The sequence below is a fragment of the Bradyrhizobium diazoefficiens genome (assembly GCF_016616235.1).
Lineage (GTDB): Bacteria > Pseudomonadota > Alphaproteobacteria > Rhizobiales > Xanthobacteraceae > Bradyrhizobium > Bradyrhizobium diazoefficiens_H.
Map to the genome: position 1 here is coordinate 6,692,532 of NZ_CP067100.1, position 15,662 is coordinate 6,708,193.

Annotated in this window: 8 protein-coding genes and 5 pseudogenes; 1 reads left to right on the forward strand and 12 read right to left on the reverse strand. The window is 58.8% G+C overall.

Going from position 1 to position 15,662, the window contains the following annotated elements; translation table 11 throughout:
* Positions 1 to 567: 567 nt before the first annotated feature.
* The 3 genes and pseudogenes from JJB99_RS31660 to JJB99_RS31670 all read right to left on the reverse strand — a co-directional run bounded on the left by JJB99_RS31660 (position 568) and on the right by JJB99_RS31670 (position 4,876).
* A complete protein-coding gene (locus tag JJB99_RS31660) occupies positions 568 to 1,767 on the reverse strand; it encodes an IS91 family transposase (protein ID WP_200496085.1) in 1,200 nt (399 codons plus the stop codon).
* Between the two features lie 8 nt (positions 1,768 to 1,775).
* A pseudogene (locus JJB99_RS37025) lies at positions 1,776 to 2,638 on the reverse strand (tyrosine-type recombinase/integrase).
* A gap of 735 nt (positions 2,639 to 3,373) precedes the next feature.
* On the reverse strand, positions 3,374 to 4,876 hold the full coding sequence (locus JJB99_RS31670; RefSeq protein ID WP_200496086.1) for a porin: 1,503 nt from the start codon (positions 4,874 to 4,876) through the stop codon (positions 3,374 to 3,376).
* Positions 4,877 to 5,387: 511 nt separating this feature from the next.
* Here JJB99_RS31670 and JJB99_RS31675 point away from each other — a divergent pair.
* Positions 5,388 to 5,870 (forward strand): MarR family winged helix-turn-helix transcriptional regulator, encoded by a 483-nt coding sequence (locus JJB99_RS31675; RefSeq protein WP_200496087.1) that lies wholly within the window; start codon positions 5,388 to 5,390, stop codon positions 5,868 to 5,870.
* Between the two features lie 95 nt (positions 5,871 to 5,965).
* Here JJB99_RS31675 and JJB99_RS31680 read toward each other — a convergent pair whose 3' ends face one another.
* The 9 genes and pseudogenes from JJB99_RS31680 to JJB99_RS36725 form a co-directional block, all read right to left on the reverse strand.
* Positions 5,966 to 7,024, reverse strand: a complete 1,059-nt coding sequence (locus tag JJB99_RS31680) for an alpha/beta hydrolase family protein (RefSeq protein ID WP_200496088.1) — start codon at positions 7,022 to 7,024, stop codon at positions 5,966 to 5,968.
* A gap of 759 nt (positions 7,025 to 7,783) precedes the next feature.
* Positions 7,784 to 8,560, reverse strand: coding sequence for a maleate cis-trans isomerase family protein (locus JJB99_RS31685; protein WP_200496089.1), 777 nt, complete (start codon positions 8,558 to 8,560; stop codon positions 7,784 to 7,786).
* 85 nt (positions 8,561 to 8,645) lie between these two features.
* Positions 8,646 to 8,930: pseudogene (locus tag JJB99_RS37030) on the reverse strand (hypothetical protein); the annotation flags it as partial.
* 397 nt (positions 8,931 to 9,327) lie between these two features.
* Positions 9,328 to 11,016 carry a thiamine pyrophosphate-dependent enzyme gene (locus JJB99_RS31695; RefSeq protein ID WP_200496090.1) on the reverse strand — a complete coding sequence of 563 codons (1,689 nt, stop codon included), beginning with the start codon at positions 11,014 to 11,016 and terminating at the stop codon, positions 9,328 to 9,330.
* Positions 11,017 to 11,213: 197 nt separating this feature from the next.
* On the reverse strand, positions 11,214 to 11,966 hold the full coding sequence (locus tag JJB99_RS31700) for an SDR family NAD(P)-dependent oxidoreductase (protein WP_200496091.1): 753 nt from the start codon (positions 11,964 to 11,966) through the stop codon (positions 11,214 to 11,216).
* A gap of 30 nt (positions 11,967 to 11,996) precedes the next feature.
* Positions 11,997 to 12,218, reverse strand: coding sequence for a hypothetical protein (locus tag JJB99_RS36005; protein ID WP_210347631.1), 222 nt, complete (start codon positions 12,216 to 12,218; stop codon positions 11,997 to 11,999).
* A gap of 563 nt (positions 12,219 to 12,781) precedes the next feature.
* A pseudogene (locus JJB99_RS31705) lies at positions 12,782 to 13,237 on the reverse strand (transposase); the annotation flags it as partial.
* A 412-nt stretch (positions 13,238 to 13,649) separates the two neighbouring features.
* Positions 13,650 to 14,704, reverse strand: a pseudogene (locus JJB99_RS37035) (IS91 family transposase).
* Positions 14,705 to 14,813: 109 nt separating this feature from the next.
* Positions 14,814 to 15,640, reverse strand: a pseudogene (locus tag JJB99_RS36725) (tyrosine-type recombinase/integrase).
* Positions 15,641 to 15,662 lie beyond the last annotated feature (22 nt).

Below are 15,662 nucleotides of genomic sequence, written 5' to 3' on the forward strand. Positions count from 1 at the left end.
TTGCACGGTGCGCCCCACCATGGTCGTAAAGGATCCTGCGCCGATCGTAGCAATTTTCGTGCCGTCAAAGACATTGCTCTAACTTTGCCTCGAGAGGAGCCAAAGGATGCACTTCGCGCCGCGCCGAGCGAGTACCTCCGCGTGAGTGTCGGAATCTGAACATAGTCATCTTGAACCGGACATGGCTGACACGACAAACGGAGCGTATGATGACGATTTCCTCTTGTGTGAAGGGTTTCGGATGCTGGCCGCTTGAGGGACGGCGCCACGAGTTCGGCGGCCGGCGTCCGAAAGCCTCCAAGGGAGGAAACCGCGATTGGGGAAGGTAGAGCGGTGCGGCAGGCGCTATTGGTGATTTGAGTGCCGCGGGCGAGCTGTCTGATTTGGATCAAGCCGATGCAACGAGTCGTACGACGGTGAAGCGGCTGACGAATGAGCGGCGGTTGGCGTCGAACTCGATGAGTTGTCCGACGACTTGCGACGGCTGGCGGATATCTGAACGCACCCTGCCGTGGCCGGTCGAGAGCTGGCGATCACGACGAGCAGATTTGCAGGGTTGTGACGCGGTCATGAGGTGTCGATCCTGATGCGGTTCGTTGGCGCTGTCGGCTGATGTCGTGGCGTTGCACCGCGCGCGAACACCTCAATGATGATCATGCGACCGCCGCAGCATGGACAACTCGGCTTGTTGGGATCGACGGCAGCGCTAGTGGGCTCGCCTTCAGGTTTTGCAACGGTGAGCAGCTCACGCGCGCGGGCGACGTTATCGGCGCACGCGCTTTTGGCGAACAGGCCGTAGTGGCGGATGCGGTGCAAGCCTTTTGGCAGCACATGGATGAGGAAGCGGCGGATGAACTCGTCAGTGGCAAGCGTCATGCGCTTGTGCCGATTGTGGCCCTCGATCCGGTAATCCTTCCACTTGAAGGTGATGCCCTGCTCGTCGACGGCGATCAAGCGGCTGTTGGCGATGGCGACGCGATGGGTGTAGCGCGACAGATAGGCCAGCACCGCCTCGGGTCCGCCGAACGGGCGCTTGCTGTAGACCACCCATTCGCTTCTGCGCAGCGGCGCCAGATGGGTCGCGAAGGCCTGCGTGTCGGCAAGCAGGGCATGATCGCCGAAGAAGTTGAGGCGGCCGGCGGCGTACGCCGCCATGAGCTTCTCCAGGAACAGCCGGCGGAACAGCCGCGAGAGCACGCGCACCGGGAGGAAGAATCCAGGTCGACACGATATCCACTTGCTGCCGTCGAGGGAGATGCCGCCACCCGGTACGATCATGTGCACATGGGGATGATGGGTCATGGCCGAGCCCCAGGTGTGCAGCACGGAGGTGATGCCAATGCGGGCGCCGAGGTGCCTCGGATCGGCGGCGATCGTCAGTATGGTCTCGGCCGAGACCTTGAACAGGAGATCGTAGACCACGGCCTTGTTCTGGTAGGCGATGTCGGCGACCGCCGCAGGCGGCGTGAACACGACGTGATAGTGCGGCACCGGCAACAGGTCGGCTTCGCGGTCGGCAAGCCAGTCCTTCGCCGCGGCGCCCTGGCACTTTGGGCAATGCCGATTGCGGCAGGAGTTGTAGGCGATACTCGTATAGGCGCAGTCCGCGCAACGCGCGACATGGCCGCCGAGCGCTGCCGTGCGGCAACGCTCAATCGCCGACATCACCTTCAGCTGGTCGAGGCTGACATGGCCGGCATGGGCTCGACGCCATGCCGGACCATGGCTGCGGAAGACATCCGCAACCTCCAAGGCCGGGCGCGACACGCGCCGCGTCAGCCGGGCGGCCGGATCTCCTTCTTGAGCGCGATGTGCTCCAGCGGGCTCATGACCTCGCTGATCGTCTTGGTAGCGACGCGGGTATAGAGCGCCGTGGTGTCGAGCTTGGCGTCACCGAGCAACACCTGGATGACGCGGACATCGATGTTCTGCTCGAGCAGGTGGGTGGCGAAGCTGTGCCGCAAGGTGTGCAACGAGACGCGCTTATTGATCTTCGCCATCAGGGCGGCGGCATGACAGGCGCGATTGAGCTGGCGGGTGGTCATCGGCTGCGCCGGATCGCGGCCTGGGAACAGCCAACCCTGAGGCCGCGCCGCCTTCCACCAGGCCCGCAGCAACTCGAGCAGACTCGGCGATAGCATCACGTTACGGTCCTTGCCGCCCTTGCCCTGCTCGACGCGGATGATCATCCGCTTGCTGTCGATGTCGGGGACCTTGAGCGAGATCACCTCGGTGTCGCGCAGGCCGGCGCCGTAGGCACGCTCAGCGCCGCCTTGTACTTCAGCCCCGGCGCGGCATCGAGCAGCCTTGCCACTTCCTCCACGCTGAGTACTACCGGCAGCTTGCGCGGCTCGTGAATGACATGCGTGTGCTCGACGATCTCATGGCGCTTGAGTGTGACCTTAAAAAAGAACCGTAGGGTCGAGACGGTCTGATTGATGGTCGACAGGCCAACGCCGCTCGCCATCAAATGCAACCGGTAGCGGCGCACGTCCTCGAAGCTCGCCGTATCGGGCGATCGCCCGAGAAACGCCGCGAAGTTTTGCACGTAGTCGCATTGGGTCTTCGGCGCGAGCTTGCGGATCGTCTGTCTTCGATCATGCGCCGGCGCAACGGCGCTCATTGCCTCGTCGGTCATGGGGATGCTCCTGTTTTGAGTGAAGGTTGCGAACCCCTCATCTCAAGACAGGACGCCCCATTGCGCTATCCTCTTGGCCGTGCCGCCAGCCGCAGCGCCCTACCGCGCGAGCGGTTTAGTCCTCTGTCCAATTCGGACCTCGGCTCAAAAGTGATGTCCCCCAACTCCACGGCCGAAGCGCGACATACGATCTTGCGGCGTGGAATCCAATGATACTGGCCGACGACCGTTGCAACTGACGCCGCGCGATGAACTCGGCCTTGCAGGCCAGCATAGCGAGCTGGAGCTTGCGGAGCCCACAGCCTTCCACTGGGCTCAATCAACTCAGACATATGATTGGGTCGTCTATGGCAACTCCGTCCGCGTAGCGATCTGAAGATTTCTCACTCCCAGCAGCCGATCCGCGAGAGCGTCCTTGCCGAGCCAATCGCTCTTTGCAACGATTGCGTAGCTACCGTCAAATTTGGCTCGCGTCCGCGTTGCTTCTCGATTGTGCCAAACAACTCGCGGCATCGTTCAATCCGGCAGGTCGTACTCGCGCCCTGCGCAATAGGCACCGCCGGGCCCGCGACTTCACAGAACCCTCAAGGGAGAGAGTTTCTGATTCCAACCGCAACCAATCTTCGCGATCAGATTGCCCAGATGCTGCGCTGCTCAAACGACGTTTCGCGATAAACAACCCCCCGGCGGGTTCTCGCCGGGGGGCTTGTCAACATGTATGATCGGCGACTAGGTTCAGAAAGCGCGAAGCGCGCGAACCGTGAACGAGACGGTGCCTTGATCCTTGACCTGATAGATCGCAGGCGGTTTGGCAGTCGCAGCAGAACCGGGGTAGACGATCGACCCCGAATAGTTCTGGTTAAGCCGCTCGTAATTGACCTCGCCCGAGATGGCAAACTTATTCACGGGCGTCCAAGTCGCCTTCGTACCGACAACCCAAAGGTCGAAGTCTGGGTTGCAGATCGAACCAGCCGTCAAGAGCGCCCCCATCGCGGCGCCACCGCAGATATAACTCTTGGCCGTCCCGTTGTAGCGGACCGCACCCCAACCACCATAGAGCGACGTGTTCCAGTTCGGATTCCAGTTGTGCGTGTAACCAGCGTTCATACCATACGTTGTGGTCAGTTCCATACCAGAGCCAGCCACGAATACTGCATCGGACAGACCGGCGAAACCGATGCTCCCATAGGCACCGGCCAATCCAGTACCACCGAACATCGAGTAGCTGGTACTCGTAAATTCCTGGAAGTTGTAACGGCTTGCACCATTGGTATACACGCCCTGGATATTGATCGTGTCGCCCGGCCCGGTCGGCAGGTTCTTGATCGACAACGCCAATTGTCCAGCCCAGCCCCACTTGTCGGCGGGATAGCCGGAGGTTTCGTATTGGCCGTAGTAGCCGGCGTGGTTGTCATGCGCCGCGAATGAAGCCTGAAACAGCCCCCAAGCCTGATCGACGCGGAACATGGCAACGAGGTCAGGAGCTCGCGTGCCACCGAAGTCACTGGCACCATAAGCGCCACCAGCGACGCCCGCACTGGTGGCGGCGCTCACGTTCCAGAGGTTAGTCTGGTAGTTCAGCGTTGGGTCCTGCGCCGAGAGCGAGAGCGAGAGACCCTGCCCGAAGTCTGCAGTGTAGCTGAACTGGTTGACACCAACGACCGTGCCCCCGCCGCCAGGCAGACCATCAAAGAGGTTCGCCGGATAGTTAGTCCAGGGCGCGGAGAATTGTGAGATCGCGTGCCCTAAGGTGAAACCAGCGAATTGGATAAAGGCAGTGTAGACGCCAAGCGAACCGCCCGCGAGGGCGTCACCACTATAGGTCGTGGCACCGCCAGTGGGGCCGGCACCAGCGCCGGTGGTACTACCGGTCGTCCAAGTGTACACCACATCGGCAAACGTACGTAGCGTGCCATATTCGGTCGCGGTGCGGCTGTCGATATTGAGGTCTACGCGAGATCGGGCGCCAAAGTAGTTCGTCAAACGGTTGTTCGCAGCGGCCGAACCACTGTTGTAGGCCGTGAAGTCAAAGGCGTGTGCGGTGAAATCTGCTCGCACATATCCGCCGAGCTTGATGCAGGTGTCGGATCCCGGAATGTAATAAAACCCGGCCCCGTACAACGAGCAGATCTTCACGTACTCGACCGGCTTCGCCTTTACCGGAAGATCGGCCGCCTGCGCCCCGGCTCCGGTCAACATTGCTACAGAACTTAGGATAACACTCTTTGTCAGTTTCATCGATTAACCTCTGAGTTGGAAACGTCTTTGTCCGCCCTTCATAGATCCACCGCTGCTAGCCTCGTCGTACGGGCCAATGCTCGACGGAACGACTTCGAGGCGCCCCCTCGCTGTCCATCGACCTATAATTTCTGAAATTCATTGGTGCAATTAATTAATTTTTGCAATCTAATTTTGGCGCTATCTGTTGCGCTTGAGTAACGCCTGGTTTGCGCCAAACCCATGCCAATGTCGGTCGTATCGATAGAATAAAACAAAACCTCCGGGGGGCATCCCGGAGGTTCCATTTGGAGGTCTTAAACGATGACCGTTGGCAGAAGCTGTTAACGGCCTAGCTGTTGATTATCACTATCAATTGTTTTCGTCAATTAATTTTTAGCATGGCCACCATGTTGCGCAGACGCTTGTTCGGGGGCCTCAGATGTCCCAAGTAGAATACAGGTGTTCCCGCTAACTAAGGGATTAACTGTGCGCCCTGTCGGCGGCACCGAATTATAGCGGAGAAACCAACATGGCCGAAAAGGAACAACTCGATAGAGCCGTTAGGGATTTCATCTGGAACATTGTCGAAATCCACTCTCAACTTGAGGAAATACATAAGAGCTGGGCTCAAATCTTAGGAATAACCGAACCGCAATGGTTGATTCTAATGGCAATTGACGCACTTGATGAAGGTCGTGGTGTCTCGGGAATAGCCGTTGCAAACAAGTTACGAATCCATCCAGCCTTTGTTACCAATCAAACCAAGAAACTAGAATTGATCAGATTCCTTTCCCGCGCGCCATCGCCGGATGATGCAAGGTTTGTCCAGATGTCGTTGACTCAAAAGGCACGTGCAGAAATCGAGAAACTGTCAATCAAGAGACAAGCCCTTAACACAACGATGTTCGACGGGCTAGATGAGGCGTCCGTTCATTACCTGAATCAACGACTAGTCTCGATCGCCAAAAATAGCCGACTGGCGTCTCAAAAGCTGAGTATAGGCGTATTGTAGGGACCAGATTCACCGGTGGCCGAGCTTGCCAACAAAGCCTATCGTTTCGGCACCATGCAATGACGGACCGTGTGACGGTTGGCAGCGATTTGGTCTCAAGTTATCTGATTATCTTGGCCTACAACATATTGATGTGAATTGAGCGCAAGTTTGTGCTCCAACCATCCAAAGATGCAATCGTCGGAAGTCACGAAATTTTCGATTCCCCTCCCGGGGCTCCGGATCATCCGCGGTAGGGCTAGCTCCAGATCAATTCGCGCTGCCATGCAATAGGCTTGTAACTTGGTCGCCTCCGAGACGCTAACGATGCCACGTCCACCGGCAACCACGAGGACGGGGCACCTCAACTGTCGTATAAACTGCAAGCGACGTGCCGATATTGCGTCGTTCTCCAGGGCGATGTTTGCTGTCCGCGTCAGCCAATCGACTGACGCTACGATCCGAGCCCAATTCCAAAGGCCACCGTCGCAGACGGCCGCAGCCAGGCGACCATCGGACACAGCAAATTCAGTAGCGAGAACGGCCGAAAATGCTTCTCCATAGACACCGATCCGAGTGTCATCAACGTCCCGCCGAGCTGATAAGTAATCCAAACAGAACGACAACAGTGCTTCGGATTTGCCGCGCGAGTGACTTGAGACGTCGTCGTGAGTGATAACGAGAAGTGACATGCCCCGGCCAATCACCACGGGCAAGAGCCTTCCGAGCAGCGTCGCTCCTGTTTCTTGTTCCATACTGATGCAAATGACTGCGGATGCGGGCAAATCGGGACTACCGGCCGGCAGATAATAGGCTGAAAGTTCAGCGTGATCGCAACACGTAATTTTTACCCGCTCTATTTTTTGCGCCAGAGACAATTCGAACCTCTGAATGCCGCCGTCGACTTTGGCTAACACGTCCACACTTCGCGGATCGTCTTGATCAACTAGTCGCCTGGCAGTTTCAAAGGCAGTTAGCGCACAGAGCCAAGCGTCGGTCGCCTCATCGAAAGCTCCTTTCTTGATATTCAAGTCACCAAGAAGGCAGTACTCATCTCCGATCTTTGTCCATCTGGTGATCCAGTTCTGCTGACCTATAGCCGCGTGGGGGTCGTCGACAGGTAAATTGTCCAAGAATGCCGCGGCGCCTCGCCGTGTGGACGAAAGATCGCCCATTAAATAAGGCCTAGTAGCGTACCCCATCCGATTTGCCCCCTGGTGCTGATGCTCATTGGTCAGCTATCTAGCAGCGTGTAAGATGCCGGCCGTGAATGAACACTCTGCGCGTCGAGATAGTAGGAGCCGCGTCGAGTCTGTCAGCAACAACTCAGTTCTCAGACTCTCCATTTGTTACGAGAATATTACGAGAAGCGCGAAGTCGAAATTCCTCAAGATACCCGATCGTCTCTCCGAAATTCTGCGTCTGATCACTACAATTTGCGGGTTTTTGTGCGATACAGAGCATCGAGCAGCCACAACGCAGCTTGCATACAAATCGAACCGTTGCGCCAACGCACTAAATGCCACCATGACGCCGACGGTCGGATGGTCCGTTGAGATCCGTGTGCATGCTGATCACCCGCCCTCATGGCGTAGGTCGTCCGACATCCGCACCATTGGCCGCTGGCGAGTTGTTGTTCTATGTAGCTTTCACAGCGATGATGGAATTCCAACCGCCGCGAATACCAGTCTTCGATTGACCCCTCGATCATAAATTGATTGCGGCGACTGCTTTGCCCCACGATGTCAGGAAAATACATACCCGACTGCATCATTGCGGCCACTTCCGGGCAGAGCTCACAGTACTTCGTTCCAGAACGGGAGTCTGGTCATGCTTGTCCCAAATAACAACGGCCTCGGGAGACAGAGGATCGATTCTGCGATCTTCTGGCGGAGGTCGTTGTCCCAATGGTGAGACGCCATCCTGTGCTCTTGTCAAACCGATAGTTCGAACAATCTGCCAAACTTGGGCATGGTGTCGTGAATGCCAGCCAATCGCAAGGCGTGCCATGCCATTGCGTGATTGCTCGATGTAACAGGCTTGCCCAATTCTTGTTCGATCTTCGCGACCTCGTCAACAAGGCGAAGGCTCGTGCAGCCAACGAGCACCGCTTCGACGCCCTCGATCCGGCCAAGCGTCAGCACGGCCTTGCTAATCGACGCGAGTGACGTCCGGGCAACCTTGTGATCGTTTTCCTCATTGAACGAACCTAACGCCACCACGTCAAGACCACGCTCTCGCAGGAAGTTGGATACGAAATCGTTGACCGAGTCGCTGTACGGCGTCAGCACCGCAATGCGCGACACACCAAGCCGCTTGTATGCTGCGATCGTGCCCGTGACCGGAGAGGTGCAGGGCACGCCAGGCCGCGCAGCTCTGATCTTTTCGTAGACGACGTTTTCTCCGAGAATCATTGTTCCCGAGTTGCAGCCGAAGGCCATAACGTCGATGGGGACGCCAGGTAGGATCAACTTTGCGCCCTGAGTGATTTCCTTTTCCAGCGCCTTCAACGTGTCCGGCGTCACTTCCGGCGCATTGTAAATCCGCGACTCGTAAATTCCGACTCCCGGCAGGGTGACGACGCGGCGGAACTCGTATTCGATGCTCTGGTCGCTTGCCAGTACAATTAACCCGAGTGCCGCACGCGCAGAAACGCCAGCGTCCGTCTCGAACGGCATGTTGCGTATATAGCGATCCGATACTTTGTTCATGTAATCCAACCTCACTCTTCTCCCGTGCTCCGATTTGGAGAACCTGCGCCCAATCATCGTTAGACCGATCGGTGAAGCCGTGATGCTTGTCGAGAGCGCCGCCAGCATTGTTCACGATGATGTCGGGGATCAACTCTTTCTTAAGCGCTTCGGCATCTGCCAGAATGGCGGATGAGTCGTTTACATTTACCTCGGCAAAGGGGACACCGTGCCCGGCGTGACGCATCTCGCCTAGGAACTTCTCTCCTCCCGTAATATCGCGATCCCAGACCACGATCCGCGCCCCTTCTGCGGCAAGGCCGTTACTGTCGCTCTGCCAATGGCCCCAGCCCCCCTGTTGCAAGCGCAGCCCGTCCCTTGAATCGGTCACCAACGAATTTTGATGTCTGCTTTTCTAGGCCAGAGAATCTCTCTCACACTACACGAGGCGGCTCGTGCGTTGAGCCGTCCTTAAGTTGAACCATCGTTGTAGTCAGCTTGAACCCGAAAATTTTCGATCGGCGGCCATCTGTTGGATTGAGGATAATCTCTCGCGACCGCCTGAGAACTCAGGCTGTCGAAAGAGGCAGTCATGTCATTCGGTTCGGCAGCAGACGCCGCGAGGGGCGTGCAGCTAGCCTCATTCATACCCCAGGCCGCAACGCATGGGCCCTCGGAGGAAAGCCGCGGGCGATCGCCGAGCCGAGCAAGTCGGCACCGCCGACGACAACTGGCCACCCTTCAGCCACGTCAAAGCCTAGAATCCAACCATCGCCAGCCATTCACCGTCAATGCCGGGCGTCAACCGGTGCGTACGCGAACGTGCTAATCGGAGGACGGGCATCTGGCGGCGTCACGACATCGATGAGCAGCGGGCGGCGCAGCCCCCGACTTTTCTGTAGAGCAGCCTCAAATTCCGCTGGAGTTGTTACACGTATGCCATCACAGTTTAGCGTGCGCGCCAAGTCTGCATAGTTGACAGCGGTAAAGGACGTCTCGATCGTCTTGCCGAAACGATGGATCTCGTAGTGCCTCTGAAAGCCTAGAATACCATTATTGAGTACGATCACACAGATCGGTACGTCGTAGCGAGCCGCCGTCTCCATCTCCATCGCGACGTAGCCGAATCCGCCATCACCGGTTACGCAAAACACGGCCGCCTCCGGCTTAGCGAACTTAGCTCCGATCGCCGCGGGCACGCCCCACCCTAGACCGGCGAAGCCCCGCGGCGCGAGGAACTTGCGACCTGCCTTCTTGTACCGAAGCAAATCCATTCCCCAAGCTGACGAGTAACTAGCATCTGTGGTTACAATATCGTCTTCGCCCAAGAGGGCGTTCAAAGAACGATATATGAGGCGTGGGTCGATGGTCTCCGAGTTCATCTCAAGAGCTTCGAAGTTCGCTTGCCAGTCCGAGATCTTAGATTGCAGCTCTCGTGTCCAAGCACACGGCTTCGTCCGCGGGGCTATCGACTGAACAAGTTGATCAAGCGCTAGCTTCGCATCCGCGGCGATCTCCAGCGCCGGATAGGTCCTGCCAAGCTCCAGCGGATCGATATCGATATGGATGATCTGCTGGCCAACTGCGGGGATGGTCCAGTCGTTGGTCGCGATTGAATCGGTCTTTGTGCCCACAAGGACCACCAGATCTGCTTCACGCACAGCCTGATTCGCGATCCATCCTCGCGCCCCTGGGCCAGCCGTGTAGGCGCCGACTACCCCCGCAGCAAGCGGATGTATCTCCGCGATAGCGCCTTTGCCCAATGGGGTAGTCGCGACTGGAATTTGCCGCCGCTCGGCTAGCGCTTGCAGCGCCTCATAACCCTGCGACAGATGCAGTCCACCGCCAGCGATCATTATTGGGCGAGAGGCGGACTCGATCTGCTGCGCGGCCACTTTAATGAGCGCTGGATCAGCCGACACGCGCACGCGCGGATACGCGGCGGGTTCAGTGATTTGTACTGGGTTAACGGGGCCGTTGGTCAGAGCGGAGTCTGGAAAGGCGAGCAGAACCGGCCCCGGCCGACCTGTCGTTGCCACGCGCATCGCATGGACAACGTAGTCAGCCGTCCGCTCGGAAGTATCGACCCGCCTGCCCCACTTAGTCACCTGTTCGAATAGGCGGACATGGTCGATACCTTGGATGGGGTTACGGTCGAGATTTGCAGTTGCGACGTCGTTGACGAGCGCCAACACCGGCGTAGACGAGTTGTAGGCCTCCGCCAGGCCAGACAACAAGTTCGTTGCACCGGGACCGCGTATCGCGCCACACACTCCAACGCGACCTGATGTCCTGGCGAACGCATCGGCCATTACTGCGCCCGCGCGCTCATCATGGATCGTGATCGCCCGGATGCTCTGATCCAAGTCGATATATAACGGCTCAGGGGTATCCATGCCGAAGATGTGAGTTACGCCAAGCCTGACGAGCGCTTCGCTTACACCTTGAGCGCCCGTTGTGCTGTTCTTGTTAGTCATAGCGTTCCTTGCGAATTGAAGTTTCGGGAATTAGTGACCTGGTTGATGTATCCAAAACATTTCTTCGGATTTTTCTGGGACTGACTGGAATCATGTGTTACCGGCGACCCTTCGCTAACCGGGAACACCACCTGCGGCGCAACAATCATACGAATTCTGGTCCTGATTTTCGCGTGGATCGAACTGGAGGAAATTCCTCACGTTATAACGAAGCCTCCGTTCGGACTGAGTACTTGCCCGGTAATGAAAGACGCCTCGTCGCTTGCTAAGAAAGCGATAGCTTCACCCATTTCATGAGGTTGCGCGTAGCGTCCGAGCGGAATTGTCTTAGCCTTTTCCGCCCGCAACTCAGGCGGGTCATTACGTACCGTCATCTCAGTCTCGGTATGCCCGGGCGCGACGACGTTGACGCGAATATTCCAGGGCGCGAATTCCTTGGCCCAACCCTTTGAGAGCGCGAGGACGGCACCCTTGGCCGCATTGTAAGTCGCGCCTTCGGGCCAGCCAACGAGAGCCTGGACCGACGAGAGATTGACGATACTGCCGAAACTTCGCCGCTTCATGCCGGCGATAGCTGCTTGCGTTGTCCAGAGGGTTCCAGCGAGATGTACGCCGATCGAGCGCTGGAACATTGTCTCGGTGACTTTTTCGACCGGACAACGGTCCGACGAGATCCCAGCATTGTTGATCAAGATGTCGATTTGACCGAAGCGACTCTCGACGGTCGCCACGACACCATGCATCGCCTCGCGGTCGGACACATCGGCAGCATAGCTTTCCGCCTCGACACCGAATTTGCGAACAAGCGCGACGGTCTCGACCGCTGTGCTTGCGTCAATGTCGTGCACTGCAACATCGAAACCGCGCCTGCCGAGCACGAGAGCCGTCGCCTTGCCGATTCCTCGACCAGCGCCAGTGACTAGGGCGACTTTCCGCTTACTTTCAGACATAGCCGTCTCTCTGAATTTGTTATTTGGCAGCTAGCTTTGAGCTGGAAGGTCTGAATTCTTGGCCGGGCTTTTTCGCTGAAGGCCAAGTCGAGCATTGAGCGGATGCTCGATATCGACAACAGAACGATAGAGCGCGATGGGAATACTTCGTCCGATCAGCACGCCAATGTCATGACGCCCGACATCAACGATGAGCTTCTGCGCAACTGCCTGGTTTGAGGCTCGAAGCGACCTCCGACGCAGTACTGGCATAGGCGGATTTCCCAAATGGCAGCCGGGCCCGCGCCGGCTTCGACATAACGATGGCAGCCTTTTTTGTTTTTGCCAATAGAGAAATTTCTTGCATATTATGCAACTCTGCTCTCGTGAGTTTGGACAGAAGCTGAGGAAACGCGGTGGACGGAAGCACGGCCTGCCTGTTACGGCGATGCAGGCGGTTTTTGTGATGACCGCCAGGACAGCTCCGCCGATCAGCGCTGCTGATCGTCTCGGATTGAACAAGCGTTTGTTTCCGGCTGCTGGCCCCATTCGCCTCGTCAGGCATCGTCCAGCGGCAGCCAGACCGATCATACAGGGCCAGCCGGCTCGCAAATCGCGTTGGGTCTACTCACCACGCCGACACTCGCGTCGCAGACCGGATCAACGCCCCACAACGTCTTAAGCCGAAGCTGCCGCCGTTTCCCGAACCGAAAGGCTTTCGGGTCGATCCAGGCAATTTCCAAGAGCCCTGGATCCGGGGCTGCACAGACTTCTGAGAGCAATTTGACTCCGCGTGGACAGAGAAATCGAAGACCGAAGTCGACGCCGTTCTGGAGCTGCGCCGTGGTGTCGACCGTGACGCGCCTGAGGCCCTGACTGCGTAACGCGCCGGCTTCGTGCGCCACCCGCAGGCTCTCAGCTAGCAGCCGTTCCAGCTTGTCGCCGAGCCGCTTGCGCCAATAGCTGAGGTCCGAGCGCTCGTGCGGCAAGGCATGCCGGAAGAATTCTTCGCCAGTGAAGAACTGGAAATACGGGTCGCCGACCCAGCGCTCGCAAATGCCATCATCGGACAGCCCATAAATATGCTTGAGCAACAGCAACCCGATCATGAAGCGGGTCTCGATCCCGGGCCGGCCATTCTCGCTGTAGAGCAGCGCGACCTCGCCGTCGATCCAGCCCCAATCGATCTTGCAAGCGAGTTGAACCAGCTCGTGCTTCGGGTTGATGATCTGGTCCAGCCTCGCCCGGAACAGGTCATTCGAGCCCGTCGGCTTGTGCTTCTTCGGCCGCATCGGCCCCTCAGATGCACCACAGAATCATGGTCCGCGGCGAAAGGGAGTCTTGAGGGTTCTGTGAGGTAGCGGGGCAAAGGCGAGCCCGCGCTCTGTCGTAGCGTGCGACCTCATAGAAGCTGGATTGAAGAAGCCGCGGAGTTGCGGGGCGCTATGCCGATAGTGCAGCCAGTGCGGCTGCCGAGAAGGTGCGACTGTAGTCGCCGCGCGTCGGCGAGGCATTGAGCTGATGTGAGCGGCCCCATTGCTCGGACAAAGGGCGCGATGCCGTGACGGATTTGCGGCGCTGGGAGGCGTGGCCGAACGACTGGCGGGGTGTTCGGTGACGAACGCGACCGCGGCGACAATGGACTTTGCCGCCGAGAAGCTGGTCACGGAAGAGCCGGATGGTGGAGGCGCCGGTCATGACGTATCACAACGAAACAGATGGTTGCGGGCGCAGGCTCGCGGGACGACATCGACGCGCCGCACGGGCCGCCGCAATGTGGGCAGACGGGATCTCGCATTTGACGAGGGGGTCGGTGGCGGCTCTTTGATCAGTTGGCGCGTTGCGGACAGCGAGGAGTTGACGACAGAGGGCAATCTTATCGTTGCGTCCGCCGTTGGCAAGGAAGCCATAGTGGCGGATGCGGTGGAAGCCGTCCGGCAGCGTGTGCAGGAGAAAGCGACGAATGAACTCGCCGGCATCAAGCGTCATCACCTTGGCTTTGCGATTCTGCCGAGAGTCCTTCCAGGAAAAGCTCACCTTGTCATCGGCGAGTGAGATCAGCCGACTGTTGGCGATGCCGACGCGATGCGTATAGCGGCCGAGCAGCGCCTGTTCGGGCCCGCCGAATGGCGGCTTGGCATAGACGACCCAGTCGGTCCGTCGGAGCTGATCGAGGCGCTGGGTGAACGCGGCGGGATCGGCGAGATAGACGAGATCGCCAAAGAAGCCCAACCGGCCGGCCGTGAAGGCGGCTTGCAGCTCTTGCAGAAACAGACGGCGGAACAGCCGAGAGAGGACGCGCACGGCAGGAAGAAGCCGGGCCGGCAAGCGACCCAGCGTTTGCCGTCGAGCGAAGGTGCACGGCCGGGCACGATGCAGTGGACATGCGGATGGTGTTGCAGGGTCTGGCCCCAGGTATGGAGCACGGCGGTCACGCCGAGCTGAGCGCCGAGATGCTTGGGATCGGCCGCAATGGTGGCGAGCGTCTCTGCCGCGCAGCAGAACAGGATGGCATAGACGATCGCCTTGTTATGGAAGGCAATCTCTCCGGCGGGCGCCGGCAAGGTGAAGACGACGTGGAAATACGGCACAGAAGGAGCTCGGTTTGCCGCTCGGCAAGCCATTGCGCGCGCGCCGCGCCCTGCCACTTCGGGCAATGCCGATTGCGAGTTGTAGGCGATGTGCGTAGCGCCGCAGTCGTCGCATTGCTCGACATGGCCGCCGAGCACCGCCGTCCGACACGCGGTGATGGCGCCCATCGCGCGGCGCTCGATGCGGCCGAGGTGACCGGCATGCGCCTGTCGAAAAGGCTTCGCCGTGGCGGCGGAATACGTCCGCCACCTCCAAAGCCGGACCCATGATGCCCGATCAGCCGGGCGGAACGATCTCCAATCGCAGCCGGTCAAGCGGACTCGGGTCTGGCTGATCGTTTTGGTGGCAACCTGGGCGTAGCGTGCGGTGCTTCGCAGGCTGGTATGGCCGAGCAGCACCTGGATGACACGAATGTCGGCGCCGTTCTCCAGAAGATCGGTCGCAAAACTGTGCCGCAGCGTGCACAGTCACGCGCTTCTTCAGATCGGCTGCAATGTGGGCCGAGCGGCACGCCGCGTGCAGCACGGTCGCATCAAGCGGCCGCTCACTGTCGCGGCCAGGAAATAGCCAGCGCGTCGGCCGGGTTAGCCGCCAATAGGCCCGCGGAATCTTCAGAAGCTGCGGCGAGAGCATGACGTAACGGTCTCTGCCGCCATTGCCTTGCTCGACCCGGATCACCATCCGCTGGCTGTCGATATCCGCGACCTTGAGGAAAACCACCTCCGACACGCGTAATCCGGTGGCATAGACTGTCGTCAACGCTATGCGGCTCTTTAGGCTCGGGATTGCCTCCAGAAAGCTCACTACCTCGTCGGCACCCAGCACGACCGGCAGCTTGCGTGACTCCCGCGCATAGGCGATGCGCTCCGGGATCGTGCTGTGACCGAGCGTCACGCCGTAGAAAAAGCGCAACGCACAGACGATCTGGTTGAGGCCGGCCATGAGATCCCCGTCGCCACCAGATGAACCTGGAACGCGTGGACATCCTCCAAGCCTAGACGGTCGGGCGATCGGCCAAAATATCGGCTGAACTTCGATACCGCGTTGAGATATGATCGCTGCGTCGCCGACGACAGATTGCGGACAGTCATATCCTCGATCATGCGTCGGCGGAGGGGGCTCACC